At 54.2% G+C, this 15,794-nt stretch carries 11 protein-coding genes; 8 read left to right on the forward strand and 3 right to left on the reverse strand.

From position 1 onward, the window contains the following. Positions 1-158: 158 nt before the first annotated feature. The 4 genes from B212_RS0115240 to B212_RS0115255 all read left to right on the forward strand — a co-directional run bounded on the left by B212_RS0115240 (position 159) and on the right by B212_RS0115255 (position 5,586). On the forward strand, positions 159-833 hold the full coding sequence (locus B212_RS0115240; RefSeq protein ID WP_019911759.1) for a response regulator transcription factor: 675 nt from the start codon (positions 159-161) through the stop codon (positions 831-833). Continuing rightward, positions 830-1,885, forward strand: a complete 1,056-nt coding sequence (locus B212_RS0115245) for a sensor histidine kinase (RefSeq protein ID WP_019911760.1) — start codon at positions 830-832, stop codon at positions 1,883-1,885. Before B212_RS0115240 ends, B212_RS0115245 begins: the two co-directional genes overlap by 4 nt. A 189-nt stretch (positions 1,886-2,074) precedes the next feature. Next, a complete protein-coding gene (locus B212_RS0115250) occupies positions 2,075-3,826 on the forward strand; it encodes an ABC transporter ATP-binding protein (protein ID WP_019911762.1) in 1,752 nt (583 codons plus the stop codon). Continuing rightward, complete coding sequence (locus tag B212_RS0115255) at positions 3,826-5,586, forward strand: ABC transporter ATP-binding protein (protein ID WP_019911763.1); 1,761 nt, start codon at positions 3,826-3,828, stop codon at positions 5,584-5,586. The genes B212_RS0115250 and B212_RS0115255 overlap by 1 nt, the downstream gene beginning before the upstream one ends. A gap of 413 nt (positions 5,587-5,999) precedes the next feature. Here the strand turns inward: B212_RS0115255 and B212_RS0115260 are convergent, their stop codons facing one another. Further along, complete coding sequence (locus B212_RS0115260; RefSeq protein ID WP_019911764.1) at positions 6,000-8,633, reverse strand: adenosylcobalamin-dependent ribonucleoside-diphosphate reductase; 2,634 nt, start codon at positions 8,631-8,633, stop codon at positions 6,000-6,002. Between the two features lie 471 nt (positions 8,634-9,104). Between B212_RS0115260 and B212_RS0115265 the strand changes: the two genes are divergently transcribed. The 3 genes from B212_RS0115265 to B212_RS33175 all read left to right on the forward strand — a co-directional run bounded on the left by B212_RS0115265 (position 9,105) and on the right by B212_RS33175 (position 13,110). Further along, positions 9,105-10,850 (forward strand): DEAD/DEAH box helicase, encoded by a 1,746-nt coding sequence (locus B212_RS0115265; RefSeq protein WP_019911765.1) that lies wholly within the window; start codon positions 9,105-9,107, stop codon positions 10,848-10,850. After that, complete coding sequence (locus B212_RS0115270) at positions 10,847-11,893, forward strand: YqhG family protein (protein WP_019911766.1); 1,047 nt, start codon at positions 10,847-10,849, stop codon at positions 11,891-11,893. The genes B212_RS0115265 and B212_RS0115270 overlap by 4 nt, the downstream gene beginning before the upstream one ends. A gap of 137 nt (positions 11,894-12,030) precedes the next feature. Next, positions 12,031-13,110 carry a hypothetical protein gene (locus B212_RS33175; protein ID WP_019911767.1) on the forward strand — a complete coding sequence of 360 codons (1,080 nt, stop codon included), beginning with the start codon at positions 12,031-12,033 and terminating at the stop codon, positions 13,108-13,110. Between the two features lie 93 nt (positions 13,111-13,203). On the opposite strand, the gene B212_RS0115280 is transcribed toward B212_RS33175, so the two are convergent. Then, positions 13,204-13,389 (reverse strand): YqzE family protein, encoded by a 186-nt coding sequence (locus tag B212_RS0115280; RefSeq protein ID WP_019911768.1) that lies wholly within the window; start codon positions 13,387-13,389, stop codon positions 13,204-13,206. 690 nt (positions 13,390-14,079) lie between these two features. Between B212_RS0115280 and B212_RS0115285 the strand changes: the two genes are divergently transcribed. Beyond that, positions 14,080-14,859, forward strand: coding sequence for an N-acetylmuramoyl-L-alanine amidase (locus tag B212_RS0115285; protein ID WP_232231483.1), 780 nt, complete (start codon positions 14,080-14,082; stop codon positions 14,857-14,859). On the opposite strand, the gene B212_RS31520 is transcribed toward B212_RS0115285, so the two are convergent. Further along, on the reverse strand, positions 14,846-15,769 hold the full coding sequence (locus B212_RS31520) for a divergent polysaccharide deacetylase family protein (RefSeq protein WP_019911771.1): 924 nt from the start codon (positions 15,767-15,769) through the stop codon (positions 14,846-14,848). The two genes, B212_RS0115285 and B212_RS31520, sit on opposite strands and share 14 nt — an antisense overlap. Positions 15,770-15,794: the final 25 nt, after the last annotated feature.

Here is a 15,794-nt window from a genome sequence, read left to right on the forward strand (position 1 = left end):
TTGCAAAAGAATCAAAAAATACCCAGGAAACAGAAATATTTCACCCTCCAACTAAACTTACTAAACAAAAGCACACTTCTTGCCTAATCCTTTTCAGGATGGTTATGATAGGGTTAAAAGCTATACCATCAAATGACCACACCACTGGAGTGAACGCGATGATCCATATACTGGTTGCAGAAGATGACCGGCATGCCAGAAGACTGCTGGAAGCCGTGCTGAAACGTGAAGGATACCTGGTGTCCACCGCCGAAGACGGGGCCCGGGCAATGGAAGTACTCGAAGAGCAGCATATCGACCTGATCATTCTTGATATTATGATGCCGAATATGGACGGGTATGAATTCGCCAAGGAGCTCCGGGATGCCGGCAGCCTGATTCCTATTCTCATGGCTACAGCCAAGCATCTTCCTGAGGATAAGAAGAAGGGCTTCCGCCTCGGGACCGACGACTATATGACTAAGCCAATTGATACCGAGGAAATGCTGCTGAGGATTCAGGCCTTGCTCCGCCGTTCCCAGATCGCCAGTGCCCGTACACTCGTTGTAGGCAAGGTGATTCTGGATTATGATGCCTTGACGGTGACTCGGGACGAGGAGAAACAGACCCTGCCGCAAAAAGAGTTCTACCTGCTGTATAAGCTGCTGTCCTATCCTGACCGCATCTTCACCCGTATCCAACTGATGGACGAAATCTGGGGGATGCAAAGTGAGAGCACCGACACCACGGTCAATGTGCATATCAACCGTCTGCGGAAGCGGTTCGAAGACTATCCCGAATTTGAGCTGGTGTCCGTCCGCGGCCTCGGCTATAAGGCGGTGCGGACTCCATGAGCAGACTGGGCGCAAGAATCAAAGAGAAAATAACACTGCCGTTCCTGTTTTCGCTGATGGTATGCATTATTTTCCTGATTACTGTTGTGATCACCGGTATATTGTTCTTCCTGGCCCATTTCTTCGGGCTGCTTAATAATGAAATCGCCCGGGGCGGCATTGTGCTGCCTATCATGATTTTGTTATCCTGCATCATTATCGGAACCGCGATATCCGGCTTAGCCAGCCGCAAAATGGTTCAGTCGATCCGGGAGTTTATTGATGCAACCAGGCGGCTGGCCGCTGGCGATTTTTCCACGCGCCTGTATTTGAAGAGTCCTCCCGAGTACCGGATTCTGTCTGAGAATTTCAACCGGATGGCCGAGGAGCTCGGCGGTATTGAGATATTGCGTACCGACTTCGTGAACAACTTCTCTCATGAATTCAAGACACCGATTGTCTCAATCAAAGGTTTTGCCGAAATCCTGAAGCATGATGACCTCTCCAGAGAAGAACGGAATGAATATTTGGATATCGTCATTGAAGAATCTGCCAGACTGGCCTCTTTGGCCTCAAATGTGCTGGAGCTGTCGAAGATTGAGACACAGACTATTCTGACAGATAAGCAAACAGTGAACATCGGAGAGCAAATTCGCCAATGTGTGCTGCTGCTGGCCGCCAAAATCGAAAAAAAACAGGTGTCGCTCGATCTCACCCTGCATGATTATTCACTGTCCGGCAATAAAGAGCTGCTTAATCAGGTCTGGCTTAATCTGCTGGATAATGCGGTCAAGTTCACACCGGAGCATGGAACAATCACAATCGGGATGAAACGGACGGCAGAATCGCTGGAGGTCGTGTTCCGTGACACCGGCAACGGGATTGATCCGGACGCCGTCCCCAGAATTTTCGATAAATTCTATCAGGCGGATACCTCCCACTCGGCAGCCGGCAATGGACTCGGTCTAACCATCGTACAGCGAATCATTAGCCTGCACGGGGGCAAGGTTGCTTGCGAGAGCACACCTGCCCAAGGAACAGCATTTATCGTCACATTGCCGTCCGGAGTTTAAAAATAACCCCACAAAGTGAGGCTTTGGCTTCGAAGCCTTGTCAGGTACTTTGCGGGGACCCCAGAACCATAAAGCTTTGAAAGAACCGCGAGGTTTTTTCAAAGCTTTTTCTTTTTTTCAGAAAAGTTAACTTTCAGTTTATGTTGTTCCGGTACCATACATATATCATCACACAAAGGAGTCAGACTTATGGTCAAAATACTTAAATACTTAAACCCGAAGGAATGGGCTCTCTTCGGCATCAGCATCCTTTTTATCGTTGCCCAGGTGTGGCTCGATCTCGAATTACCCGATTATATGAGTGAAATTACCCGGCTGGTTCAGACACCGGGAAGCGAAATGAGCGATATTATGGCCACCGGCGGCTGGATGCTGCTGTGTGCGCTCGGCAGTCTGGCGACCTCGATTGTTGTTGCCGGCATCGCGGCCCGGATCGCGGCCAACTTCTCGGCCCGGCTGCGCTCCAAGCTGTTCGATAAGGTGCAATCCTTCTCCATGGAGGAGATCAACAGCTTCTCGACAGCCAGCCTGATTACCCGTTCCACCAACGATATTACCCAGGTGCAGATGCTGATTGTTATCGGTCTGCAGCTATTGGTAAAAGCCCCGATCCTTGCGGTGTGGGCACTGCTGAAGATTACCGGCAAGAGCTGGCAGTGGTCGATGACAACCGGGATTGCCGTCGGAGTGCTTATTCTGATCGTCGGGATCTGCGTCGTGCTTGTACTGCCGAAGTTCCAGAAGCTGCAGCAGTTGACCGATAACCTGAACCGGGTATCCAGAGAGAATCTGACCGGACTGCGTGTTATCCGTGCTTATAATGCGGAAGGCTACCAGGAAGACAAGTTCAGCGGAGCCAATGATGAGCTTACCCGGACGAACCTGTTCGCGAACAGCGTACTGGCTGTACTCATGCCGAGCATCACCATGATTATGAGCGGGCTGAGCCTTGCCATTTATTGGGTTGGCGCGGGACTGATCCAATCTGCCAATATGGCTGACAAAATGGGCACGTTCTCCGATATGATCGTCTTCTCTTCCTATGCGATTCAGGTGGTAATGGCGTTTATGATGCTGATTATGATCTTCATTCTGATGCCCCGCGCCCATGTCGCGGCCAACCGGATCAACGAAGTGCTGGATACCAAGCCACGCCTGACGAACGGATCACTGACCGCTTCGCCTTCCAAGCTTGCCGGTGAGGTGGAATTCAGAAATGTCAGCTTTAAATATCCCGATGCAGATGATTATGTCATTAAGGATATCAGCTTTACCGCAAGCAAAGGCGAAACGGTTGCCTTCATCGGCTCGACCGGCTGCGGCAAAAGCACCGTTGTCAACCTGATCCCCCGCTTCTATGATGCAACCGAAGGTGAGGTTCTCGTCGACGGGATGAACGTTAACCAATATGAACAGAGCGCACTCCGCAATAAAATGGGTTATGTCTCGCAAAAAGCAGTGCTGTTCGGCGGTACAGTATCGTCCAACATCGACTTCGGTGACAACGGAAGCGACATTTCCGCCGAAGTGGTAGACGCGGTCTATACGTCCCAGGCTTCAGATTTCGTAGAGAAAATGGAAGGCAGCTATGATGCGCATATCGCCCAGGGCGGTTCCAATCTGTCCGGCGGCCAGAAGCAGCGGCTGTCCATCGCCCGGGCCGTCGCCCGCCGTCCGGAAATTCTAATCTTCGACGATTCCTTCTCCGCGCTGGATTACAAGACGGACCGCAAACTGCGCAGCGAGCTGAAAAAAGGGTCCCGCGGGACCACGATGCTGATTGTCGCCCAGCGGATCGGCACCATTAAGGATGCGGATAAAATCATCGTGCTGGAAGACGGCCGCATTGCCGGCATGGGCACACATGAGGAATTAATGGACACCTGCAGCGTCTATCAAGAAATTGCTTATTCGCAGTTGTCTAAGGAGGAGTTGGCATAATGTCTGCAAACCACAAACAACCCGGCACCTGGAGCAAGCTTCTCCGTTATTGCCGCAAATATATTCCAGTAGTACTCCTTGCCGTAATCAGTGCAGCTATCGGGACAGTGCTTACCCTGCTCGGTCCGGATCAGCTCTCGGAGATGACCGACCTGATTACCAAGGGCATTGCCACCGGAATCGACCTGGATGCAGTGGCTTCCATCGGATTTTTCCTAATCATTATTTATGGGATTAGCGCTGTACTGTCCCTGACGCAGGGACTCATTATGGCGAATGTGACGCAAAAAGTCTCCAAACGCTTAAGAGCCGATCTGGCGCACAAAATGAACAGACTCCCGATCTCCTACTATAATAAATCGACAACCGGCGATATTCTCTCCCGGGTGACCAATGATGTGGATACCATCGGGCAAGCGATGAATCAGAGCGTAGGTATGCTGGTTACTGCAATCTCCCTCTTCATCGGGTCAATTGTCATGATGCTCAAGACGAATTGGATCATGACCGTTACAGCCGTTGTCGCAACGGTCATCGGCTTCGGTCTGATGATGGTTATCATGAAGCAGTCCCAGAAGTATTTTCAGAGCCAGCAAGAATACTTGGGTAAGATCAACGGTCATGTGGAAGAAGTCTACACTGGACATACCGTTGTAAAAGCCTACAATGCCGAAGCGCAGATGCGCGGTGCCTTTGAAGATTTGAACGGCAATCTCAAAAACAGTGTATTTAAGGCCCAGTTCCTCTCCGGGCTGATGATGCCGATTATGATGTTTATCGGAAATTTGGGCTTCGTGGCCGTCTGTGTGGTTGGTGCTATACTGGCGTCGAACGGAGACATTTCCTTCGGGGTTATCGTCGCGTTCATGCTGTACGTCCGTTTCTTTACCCAGCCACTCTCGCAGATTGCCCAGGCTGCACAGAGCCTGCAATCCGCCTCCGCAGCCGGCAAACGTGTCTTTGAATTTCTTGAAGCCGAGGAAATGGAGGATGAGAGCCGGAAGACGGTACGCCTGGAAGCCGCAACCGGCAGAGTGAAGTTCGAACACGTGAAATTTGCCTATGAGGGTACGGATAAACCGGTCATCAACGACTTCTCCACCGAGGTTCAGCCGGGTCAAAAAATCGCTATCGTCGGACCTACCGGCGCCGGCAAAACTACGCTCGTCAATCTGCTCATCCGTTTCAATGAACTGACCGGCGGCGAGATTTACATCGACGATACTCCGGTCAGCAGTTTGACCCGGGAGAATATCCATGATCAGTTCTGTATGGTGCTGCAGGACACCTGGCTGTTTGAAGGTACGATCCGCGAGAATCTGGTGTACAACCAGACCGGCATTACCGACCAAGAGCTTCAGGATGCCTGCAAGTCGGTGGGCCTGCACCATTTCATCCAGACCTTGAGCGCCGGCTACGATACCGTATTGAACGACAAGGTCAATTTGTCAGCCGGGCAAAAGCAGCAGCTCACCATTGCCCGCGCCATGCTCAAAAATGCGCCGATGCTCATTCTCGACGAGGCGACCAGCTCGGTCGATACCCGGACAGAGCTGCTGATCCAGCAGGCGATGGACCGGCTCATGGAAGGCCGGACCTCCTTCGTCATCGCCCACCGGCTCTCGACCATCAAGAATGCCGATGTCATTCTCGTACTGAAGGACGGCGACATTCTGGAGAGCGGCAGCCACAGCGAGCTGCTCGCCAAGAACGGCTTCTACGCCGAGCTATATAACAGCCAATTCGAGCAGGCCTCTTAAAGCGCTGAATGTAATTAAATTGGGCATCCCCAAAAGGGGCTTCCTTCGGAGACATGTAAAAGAGCAGCCAACTCAGGAGTTAATCCGGGCGGGCTGCTCTTTTGTTTGGCTGGAAATGAATCATTAAAATGAAGCGCAGAAGGAGGGGGAGGGAGCATTTTTTCAAGGATTTATTTTATTTCGGACGAATCTGATTGCTCTTTTTCAAGGATACCAACCTAAATCCAAAATTAATCCTTTCTTTTCATTTCTAGATTAAAATATATCCTCCTGTAGTTCCATTGCATACGGAAATGAGTCGTCATGAAAGTCCAATACTCAAAACAAGCGATCCATTGAGATAAAAGGTTTACGCCCCCTCTCGATGATCGCTTGTTTTGAGTTGCTACTTAGTCACAAATCTCCATCCCTACTTACCCGCACCGGCTATACCCGCAGTTGCTGCAGGTCTTGCAGCCTTCGATGTTGATCAGCGAGGCGCTGCCGCAGGATGGGCAGAGGTCGCGGGAAGCGGTGGCGTGGCTGTGTGCGTCATGGCCGCCCTGGCCATCATCGGTGGACGCCGCGGCAGGCACGCTGGATTTCAGCTCGGCGTTCAACGCTTCATTAAAATCCAGTTCCAGGGTGGCCGCGATTGGAGCGGCCACATGGTCGTCATGTGCATTGTTCTGCACATGGGTCTCGAGGGCCTTCGCCACTGCGTCGGCGATAGACTCGACGCGGTTCGCGCCGAAGCCGATGGCGCCGGAGCCGCCGATGCCCTTGAGATGCTTGATCAGCAGCTCAACCTTCTCGCCGTGATCGCCGTAACGGAGGAACAGCGAGCAGACCCGGCCGAGCGCTTCCGCCATAGCGAAGACATCGGAGCCGGCCTTGCCGACATTCAGGAAGATCTCGGCCGGAATGCCGTCAAGATCATTGATGGTGATATACGCCATGCCGAATGGCGTATTGATTTTATAGGTAGCGCCGCGCAGCACCTGCGGGCGTTTTTTGTATTGTTTGTCTACGCCGCCTGCGTTACTTGCCTGCAATGCAGTAGCTGGCGCGCTTGCTGAGACAGCAGGAGCAGCAGGTTCAGCCGCCGGAGCTGCGGCTTCCTTTTTGTCTTCCTTCTTCGACGTTTCGAGCACCTGGACATCGCGGCTGCCGTCGCGGTAGATCGTTACGCCTTTGCAGCCCAGATCGAAGGCCATTTCGTACAGCTCCGCCGTTTCTTCAACAGTGAAGTCGGACGGGCAGTTCGCGGTCTTGGAAATCGAGCTGTCCACCCAGCGCTGGATTGCCGCCTGTGCACGGATATGATCCTTGGCGGATAAATCCATCGAGGTGACGAAATACTCAGGAAGCTCTTCACCCGGATGGGCCTCCAGCCATTCCTGGGCAATCGGCACGAACTGCTCATCGTAGCCGAGACGGCTCTGACGGAAGTATTTGAAGGCAAAATAAGGCTCGATGCCGGTGGATGTGCCGACCATTGTCCCCGTGCTGCCTGTAGGCGCTTGGGTAATAACGGTAACGTTGCGCATGCCGTGCTTGCGGATGGATTCGCCCACCTCAGGGTAGGTTTCAGCGATATTTTTCATGAATCCGCTCAGCAGGTATTTCTCGGTGTCGAACGCCTGGAAGGAGCCTTTCTCCCCGGCAATTTCAGAGGAAGCCAGGTAGGCTTCGCGGGCCATGAAGCCGTACAGCTTGTCCAGGAATTCCAGCGATTCCGGGCTGCCATAACGGATGTTCAGCTTGATCATCAGCTCGGCCAAGCCCATTGTGCCCAGACCTACGCGGCGCTCCTTGCGTTGGTTGGCTTCATTTTCCGGGAAGTGATAAGGCGTTTTGTCGATCACATTGTCCAGGAACCGCACGGAATAACGGGTGGTTGTAGCAAGATCGGCCCAATCCACATCATGATTCTCCGCATCGTAGAATTTGGAGAGGTTGACGGCGGACAGATTGCACACGCCCCAGCCCGGCAGCCCCTGCTCACCACAAGGATTCGTGCAGATGATCGGATTGAAGTACCAGCTATTGGACATTTGGTTATAGTATTCCATGAACACTACGCCCGGCTCAGCCGATTTCCACGCCGATTCAATAATGGTATGCCACACATCGCGGGCCTTGACTGTACGGTAAGGAATGACTGCACGTCCAGCTTCCTTCCATTTATCCAGGTCACCGTCCCACACTGTATCGTAATCAGGGTCCGTAGTATCCGGGAATACCAGCTCCCAGTCCAGATCCTCCTTGACGGCCTTCATAAAAGAATTGCTTACGCATACCGACAGGTTGGCGTTCGTTACCTGTCCCATCGTCTGCTTCACGGTGATGAAATCGACGACATCGGGATGCCAGTCGTTGATCATCAGCATCAGCGCGCCGCGGCGGCTTCCGCCCTGCTCAATCAGTCCGGTTGTGTAGCTGAACAGTCCGCCCCAGGATACAGAACCGCTGGACGAGCCGTTGACACCTCTGACGATGGCGCGGCGCGGACGCAGCGAGGACAGGTTGATCCCTACGCCGCCGCCGCGGGCCATGATCTCGGTCATTTCCGAGAGGGTCTGCATGATGCCGCCCCGGCTGTCTTTTGGCGAAGGCACGACATAGCAGTTGAACAGGGTCAGCTCTTCGCTTGCCCCGGCGCCTGCGGCGATCCGTCCGCCTGGAACGAGCTTCCAGTCATCGAGAATCGAACGGAATTTGCTTGTCCATTCTTCCTGAAGCTCAGGTGTCTTCTCTACCGAAGCCATAGCGGAGGCTAGACGGTCCCACATTTCCTCCGGCGTCTTCTCTATGTTAAGCGTCAGCTTTTCTACATCCGAGTCCACAAGCTCTCCGCTGCGTGTCTTCACCGTCACTGTACGGCCGCTCCGCGCAACGATCTCCCCTACTTCCTTGGTAGGAAACTTAGGGTCGTCCTTCGTCAGCACAAGCACCACATCGCCAACCTTCGCATTGTTGCTGTCGGCATCCTTCCAGGCGTAGCGGTCCAAAAATATTTTCTCGCTCAACCCTTCAAGACGCTGTTTGCGTTCCTTTGTACTCAATAGAAAAACCTCCCGGTATTGTAATATGTAATTCCGTTTCAAGAAAATACAGGCTGGCTGCCTTGTACGCTTGAAGTATGCAATGACAACAAGCAGAAACGGCTACGCCGTCCTTAAAAGGACGGTATCCGTTTCAGCGAGAAATATAAGGATGATTTATGGCGTAAAGCATATGAATCCTTATATTTTAAAAAACAACCGGAAAATGCCCGGTATAATCAAAGTTTTCAAGCATTTGTAACAATATATTGTGTCAGTCAGCTTTTCAACTATACCACATATTGTGTGGTAGGTCTTTTTCGAAAATAGCTGCATCTAAGCGAAATATCGGCAAAAGATGGCACATTTACTCCCTCTTGCTCGTTATTTTACAGCATGGGGCCGAAAATAGCAGGTTATGAATTCTCTCTTTTACGAGCATACTACTCCTACGCATTTCGATATGAAACTTGCGCCGGAGGAGGCTGCTATATGACGCAATTATTCCGCAATTCCTTGCCGCAGGAAGGCATTTCCACTGCCCCGCTGCTGCCTGTTCCTCTGTCTTTTGAACGAAACTGGCTGCATGATTTAGAGTCAAGGCTGGACAAGGGCGGACCTTGGGGAGACTGGCGTCTATCCCGGCTGGCTATTCAAGGCGAAACCTCGGCTCTGGTCACCAGCTTTGATGAGCTGCAGTGCATGAAGCATCTGTCCGGGCTCTCCCCGCTCCCCCACCAGCTTGATACCGCCCATAAGGTACTGTTCCAAATGTCGGGCCGCGCCATTCTGGCCGACGAGGTCGGCCTGGGCAAAACCATCGAAGCCGGGCTGGTGCTCAAGGAATATCTGGTGCGCGGGCTTGTGACCAAGGTGCTGATTCTCGTTCCCGCCTCCCTTGTGCTGCAATGGGTGCGGGAGCTGAATACCAAATTCGGCATTTCTGCCGTTGCACAAAAAAAAGCGTATTCCTGGGACAACGACATAGTGGTCGCCTCCATGGATACCGCCAAACGTGATCCCCATAAGGAAACTCTGCTGAACCATGAGTATGACATGCTGATTATCGACGAGGCCCATAAGCTCAAGAACAAGAAATCGACCAACTACCAATTCGTTCAGCAGCTCCGCAAAAAATACTGCCTGCTGCTCACCGCCACTCCCGTGCAGAATGACCTCGGCGAGCTGTTCAATCTGATTACGCTGCTGAAGCCGGGCCAGCTCGGAAACCAGGGGGATTTTGCCGCTAATTTCGTGGTTGACAAACGTCAGCCGAAGAACGAGGGCCAGCTCCGGGACGAGCTATCCAAAGTCATGATCCGCAACCGGCGCGGCGAGGGTCCGGTCAGCTTCACGAAGCGCAAGGTGCGCAATATTCCGCTCACGCTCTCACCTGAGGAGAAAGTATTATATGACGGCGTTACCGCCTTTGTCAAAGACCAATATGAGGAAGCGGGCGGCAATCTCAGCAGCATGCTCTCCCTGGTTACGCTTCAGCGTGAGGTCTGCAGCAGCCGGGATGCCGTATTCGTCACGCTGGTCAATCTGATTAAGAAGCTTCCGGCCGATTCTCCGAAGCGTGACAAGATGATGGGCCTGCTGCAGAGCATCCGCACGGTCAAGACAAATACCAAAGCGGCCAAGACGATGGAGCTGATCCGTGAAATGAATGAAAAGGTGATCGTGTTTACCGAATACCGGGCCACTCAGGAGTACCTGCTGCAGTATTTCCGTGAGCACGGCTTGCAGTCCGTCACCTATTCCGGCGGGATGAACCGGGGCAAAAAGGACTGGATGATGGACCTCTTCCGGGGACGCGCCCAGGTGATGATTGCCACCGAAGCGGGCGGCGAGGGCATTAATCTGCAGTTCTGCCACCATATGATCAATTTCGATCTGCCCTGGAACCCGATGCGGGTCGAGCAGCGGATTGGCCGGGTGCACCGTCTGGGCCAGGAGAACGATGTGATGATCTACAACCTCTCGACAGAAGGCACGATTGAAGAGCATATCATTCACCTGCTGCATGAGAAGATCAACATGTTCGAGATGGTAATCGGCGGGCTGGATGTGATTCTGGAGCGTTTCGAGAAGAAGGAGTCTCTGGAGAAAAGCCTGTACAAAATCATGCTCGAAGCCCGCAGTGACGAGGAGCTGCGCAGCGGGCTGGACCACATCGGCGAATCGCTCAGCGAGCTGTCTCACAGCATTCAGAAGGAAGGCGGGGCTGCGTTATGAGCCTATCTGTACAGGAGATTCGCAAGCAGGTCATGGATTATCTGGAGGCGACAGAATGCTCCATCATCGAAGCGTCGCCGCTGCATGTGACGGTGAAGCTCTCGCCCATCGCTGACCGGATGCTCACCGAACGGCCCTATTATTGGGGGTTCGTGGACCGTACAGGCGTCGAGCCCGAGACGCTGTCGTTCACATTCGTCTTCGAGCCGGAGAAGTACGACAGCCTGGCCGCAGCCGCACAGGCGGCCCCGCCTTCAAGGCCGCAGCGCCGCACGGGCGCTGCGGGCCTGCCGGCCGGCGCGGACCTCGGCGCCGGCGGTGTGACTGGCGGCGGAGCGCCCGCAGGCGCGGCACCGCCAGGGAGCGCGGCTGATCCGCAGGACAGCCTCCTCGCCCGTTACTTCGGGAACGTTCCGGCGCTGCCGCGAATCGGACCGGGCATGATCAGGCGCGAGGATGTCATTTACGGCAGCAAGCGGCTGCGGCAAATCTGGGCTGCGGCCCGGGAGGAGGGCAAATGCCTGCAGCTCTTCGAGGACCCGGGGCGCAGACAGCGGCTGACCTTGTTCTCGGCAGCCTACGAGCCGTGGCTCGGCGTCTGCTACAAGGTGGAGATGACCTGCGATCTGAAGCGCGAGGAGCTGCATTATATCGGGGTCTCACTCGCCACCGGGCTGATTGTCCCCGACTTTGAAGCCAGGCTGGCTTCACGGGAGCTGACGCCCCGCCTGCCCGAGAATGTTCACATTCAGCCCTCGGAGCTGACGGTTGCTGCCGGAGCGGACAGGCTGGAGGGCTACCTGACCTCGAAGCTTGCGCTGATGGACTACACCTGGGCCGAGGAGGCGCGCGAACGGCTGGAGCTGGAGCTGGGGATTGTGGACATTTACTACGCGGAGCTGCTCAAGGAGCAGGATGAGGAGAAACGGCTGGCTATAGAGGAGCAATACAACCGCCGCCGCAAGGAGACCGCCTGGCAGTACGAGCCGCAGATTGCAGTTTCTGCCATAACCTACGGCCTGTTCCATCTGCGCAGCACATAAGATGCGACCCTGCTCGCTAAAAGCAGGCAAAAAAACAGTGAATTTCCTGCACTGCCGCGGACAGCAAGCAACAGCCTTTTCAGGGCTTGTCCTCTACAATAAGCATCAGTACTTCTCCAAGAAAGGTGAGCGATCACATGAAGATAAAAGCAAGGCAGAAGGACGTTTTCGGACGTCGTGTGCGTCTCGTCCTTTGTCTGTGTCTTGGGCTGGTCGGATTCTCGGCTGTCTCAGCTTTTCCTCCGGCGCTGGCCGCTACCGGAAGCAAGGTTACGGTTACCCAGGCGGTATCCAAGGATCATTTGCCCCTGCTCACGCTGAAGTCCGTTCCATCGCCTGAATCCCTGCAGGACTTTACCCGCCGCACCATCCGCAAGCTCTCGGCGGATGCCCCTTTTACAGCCTGGGCAGATGCCGGAACCGAATATTTCCCCTTGGGGCCCGGAACACACGGCTGGCTGGTTAATGTCTTAAACGGGGATCAGCGGATTGGGTATCTTGTCATCTCCGCTACGGAACAGGGCGGTTATATGCTCAGCGAATACGGGGCCGGAAGCTATGGTCTTCCTTACAGTCTGCAAGATCTGCGCCAGTTCCTGGTGCAGCAGGAACTTATCCCGTCAGCTTATTCCGGAAAACTTGAATTAACAGCGCTCTACGCCCCGCTGCTGCCGCTGTGGAAATTAACAACGGACCAGACAACACTATATATCAACGCTTCAGTATTGCAGGTCATGCCATGGAGCCCCAGCCAAGCGGAAGCGGTCCTTACAAGAACGTTGGATGGAGCCTCATCTCTATCCAGCCTGGATACAGGACGTTCGCCTCTTCGGGCTTACCGGAGCGGTGGTCAGGATGATCCTTATGCAGACCTGCTGTGGCTCACAGCACCCTCACTGAAATCCGTGAGCGGAGACAGCCTTGCAGCTTTGCTCGCTGCAAGCGGCAGTCTTGCCTTTCAAGCTGCCGGCCGCAATGACACCCTGGGTGCGCCTTTTATGGTCACGGGCTATCAGAGCTGGAGGTTAACCTCCTCCGGCAGTAAGGATGATAGCAGCCGCCCGGCTATCGTGTACGCCCTTTCCGGGCCGGAGGGCAGGCGTTATCTCCCTCTTGCGGTTCTGCTGGAGAAGGGAACTTTCCACAAGCTCCCATCCTCCGGGAATCCCGTTCCCAGCACCACTGTGGCAAAGACAGCACATTCCAACGGGAAATAAACTCCGCACACATACGCATACAATACAAACAACCTTCCCGGGCTGCCGTATTAACGGCGCCGGGAAGGTTGTTTGCTGTTGGTGATTCTGAAGCTATTTTTTGCCGCGCGCCCGTTGACTGCGCCAGATGGACCAGCTAAGCGGCAGCATGCCGAACCACTTCTCCGCCCATGGCTGCTTCCGGGCCTTCCTGCGTTCCCGGCTGGCCCGCGGGTCCTCCATATAGACAACGACCTTCTCCGTAATGTATTTCACCAGTTCATCCCCACCGGAAGCCATCCTTATTCCCCCTTTTCCCCTTAAATAGAAATATTCCGCAGCCATGCTCTAAGTCTCCCAATCCCAGTCCAGCATCAGAGCTAAATCTGTGGGTGAGATCATACCCTCAAGGGTTGGTGAAGAGAAGTCGCAGCAGCCGATTCGGCTCCATACGGACCGGAGAGCCGTTATTTTCAAGCAAACGCCACTTGTTGCGGCTTAGCGGACCGAGGGGCGCTTATCGTCTCTCCAAGGAACGTTCAGGAGCGGAATATTTCATCATAAGGCCCGTGGTGTCCGTAACTTCCCCAATCCGTGACTCTTATCCGAATGAAGTGCACCACAGTCCGTAACGCCGAGCCAAACGCCAATTTAGAACAACCCCCGTCTGGAAAGGGGTACACCTGAGGGAGGATCGCTCCACGCCTTCCGTCCTACGGGCATCTCAAGCCCCTAATCCACCTTTTTAATTCTGACGCTCTACTAGTGTGCTCCATTGCACTTTGATCTAAACTATGAATTTGCAATTCGCATAGTATTGCCTGTTCCGGCACATTCTAACAAAGAACCCAATGGAGACAAGCTGTAAGACCATTCATGGACAAGGAGGCCGTTCACTTGAGAACCTTAATCCATTCAAGCAGAAACAACTGTGCCATCCATAAAAAGACGGTAACCGTTTCAGCGAGAAATATAAGGACAAAGTACGGTGTGAAACGTATATTTTCTTATATTTCGAGTAAAAAAACCTCTGTAAGCGCCGGCAGGCCGCTGCGCCGTTTGTGGCTGCTCCTGTCTGTCTCAGGGCTGCTGCTGTCTCTGCTGACCAGCACCGCTGCGGGTGCACAGACCTATACAGAGCCGCCACAACATAGCGCAAAGCCGGATCGCCAGCGGATGCTTGGCCATGACCAGCGGATCATTCTTATAGATGCCGGACATGGGGGAATTGACGGCGGAACCTCGCATGGCTCCATTCTGGAGAAAGACATTACGCTTGCCATCTCCCGGCGCTTGTTCCTGCTGCTGCGCAGCGACGGCTTTGACGCCATCCTCAACCGGACCGGCGACTATGCCCCGAGCGACGATAACCGGTGGCTGCAGAGCCGGTCGCGTCATCTGCGCGACTTAGCCCAGCGCAAAGAGCTGGCGGAGACGCTGCCCGCTAATGTGGTGGTCAGCATTCATGTGAATTGGGCCCGTTCACCGGCAAAACACGGACCGATCATCCTCTACCGCCAGGAAGGGCGCAGCTATCTGCTCGCCCGTTCGATTCAGGATCAGCTCAATCAGCTTTACGGTGTACAGTCCGATTCCGTACCCGGCAAGCCCTTCTATCTGCTCAACAAAATAACCGCCACAACGGTTATCGTTGAGGCGGGATTCATCAGCAGTCCCACTGACCGTGAAAAGCTGTGCAGTCCGAAGGGCCAGGAGGAGATCGCAGAAGCCATTGCGGGCGGCATTGCTGCGTATCTTATGGAAGTGTGACATGGGAACTCCATTTCCACTGGTTTTTTACCAAATCGGAGATGCCCACAAATTCGACGCTGTTCTTTAGTTCGTTAATGCCGCTGCGGATGCCTGCAGCGGTCTCTTTGCCTTGAATGCCGACATGGCCAATCGTTACACAGTATTTTTGATTCAGCGCCCTTTCCTTCACCAGCCGCATTTGCTTCACAACATGGCTTGCCGTATGAACATCATCCAGAAAAATGTGATTCTCCACCGGAGGCAATCCCATCTCCCGGGCCACTCTCCCGGCGACCGAGCGGTAATTGGTATGGCTGTCCACAAAGAACAGTCCCCGCTCCTTGCAAACAGCCAGAATAATGCCCATCACCCGCTCGTCTCCGGTTACCTTGGAGCCCATATGATTGTTGATTCCGACGGCAAACGGAACATTGTCCAGCGCCGCCTCCACCCGCTGGCGGACCTCCGCATCGCTCATACGGGTCAGGATGGCTCCCGGTCCCAGCCATTCCGGTTTGCCCTGGCGCGGCTCCATCGGCAGATGAACCAGCACATCAAGCCCCCGCTCATGGGCGCGCCGCGCATCCTTCTCCGACGTAGGCAGGAATGGCATGACCGCAACGGTAAATTTGACCGGCAGCGCGAACATCTCCTCCGTCCCCCGCATGCTATTGCCGAAATCATCGACAATGAGTGCTACCGGGCTGCGGGAGACGGTATTCTCCACCGGCTGCTCGCGGGTGCCGCCACCGGTTCCCGCGCCCGGCTCTGCCTGCGGCTTCATCCCGCTGCCATAGGAGCCTTGCGCAGCAATGTCCGCGCCCAGTGCGGGCGGCGCTGCTAAGCCCAGCGTGGTCATGATGACGACCACGGCGGCAACAAGATACAGTATAGGGTGCTGAATATTAAAGTAGCCTCTGTTCTTCAAAGGGAACGCCTCCTTCGTGTTGTTG

The sequence above is a fragment of the Paenibacillus sp. HW567 genome, assembly GCF_000374185.1.
Taxonomy (GTDB): Bacteria; Bacillota; Bacilli; order Paenibacillales; family Paenibacillaceae; genus Paenibacillus_AQ.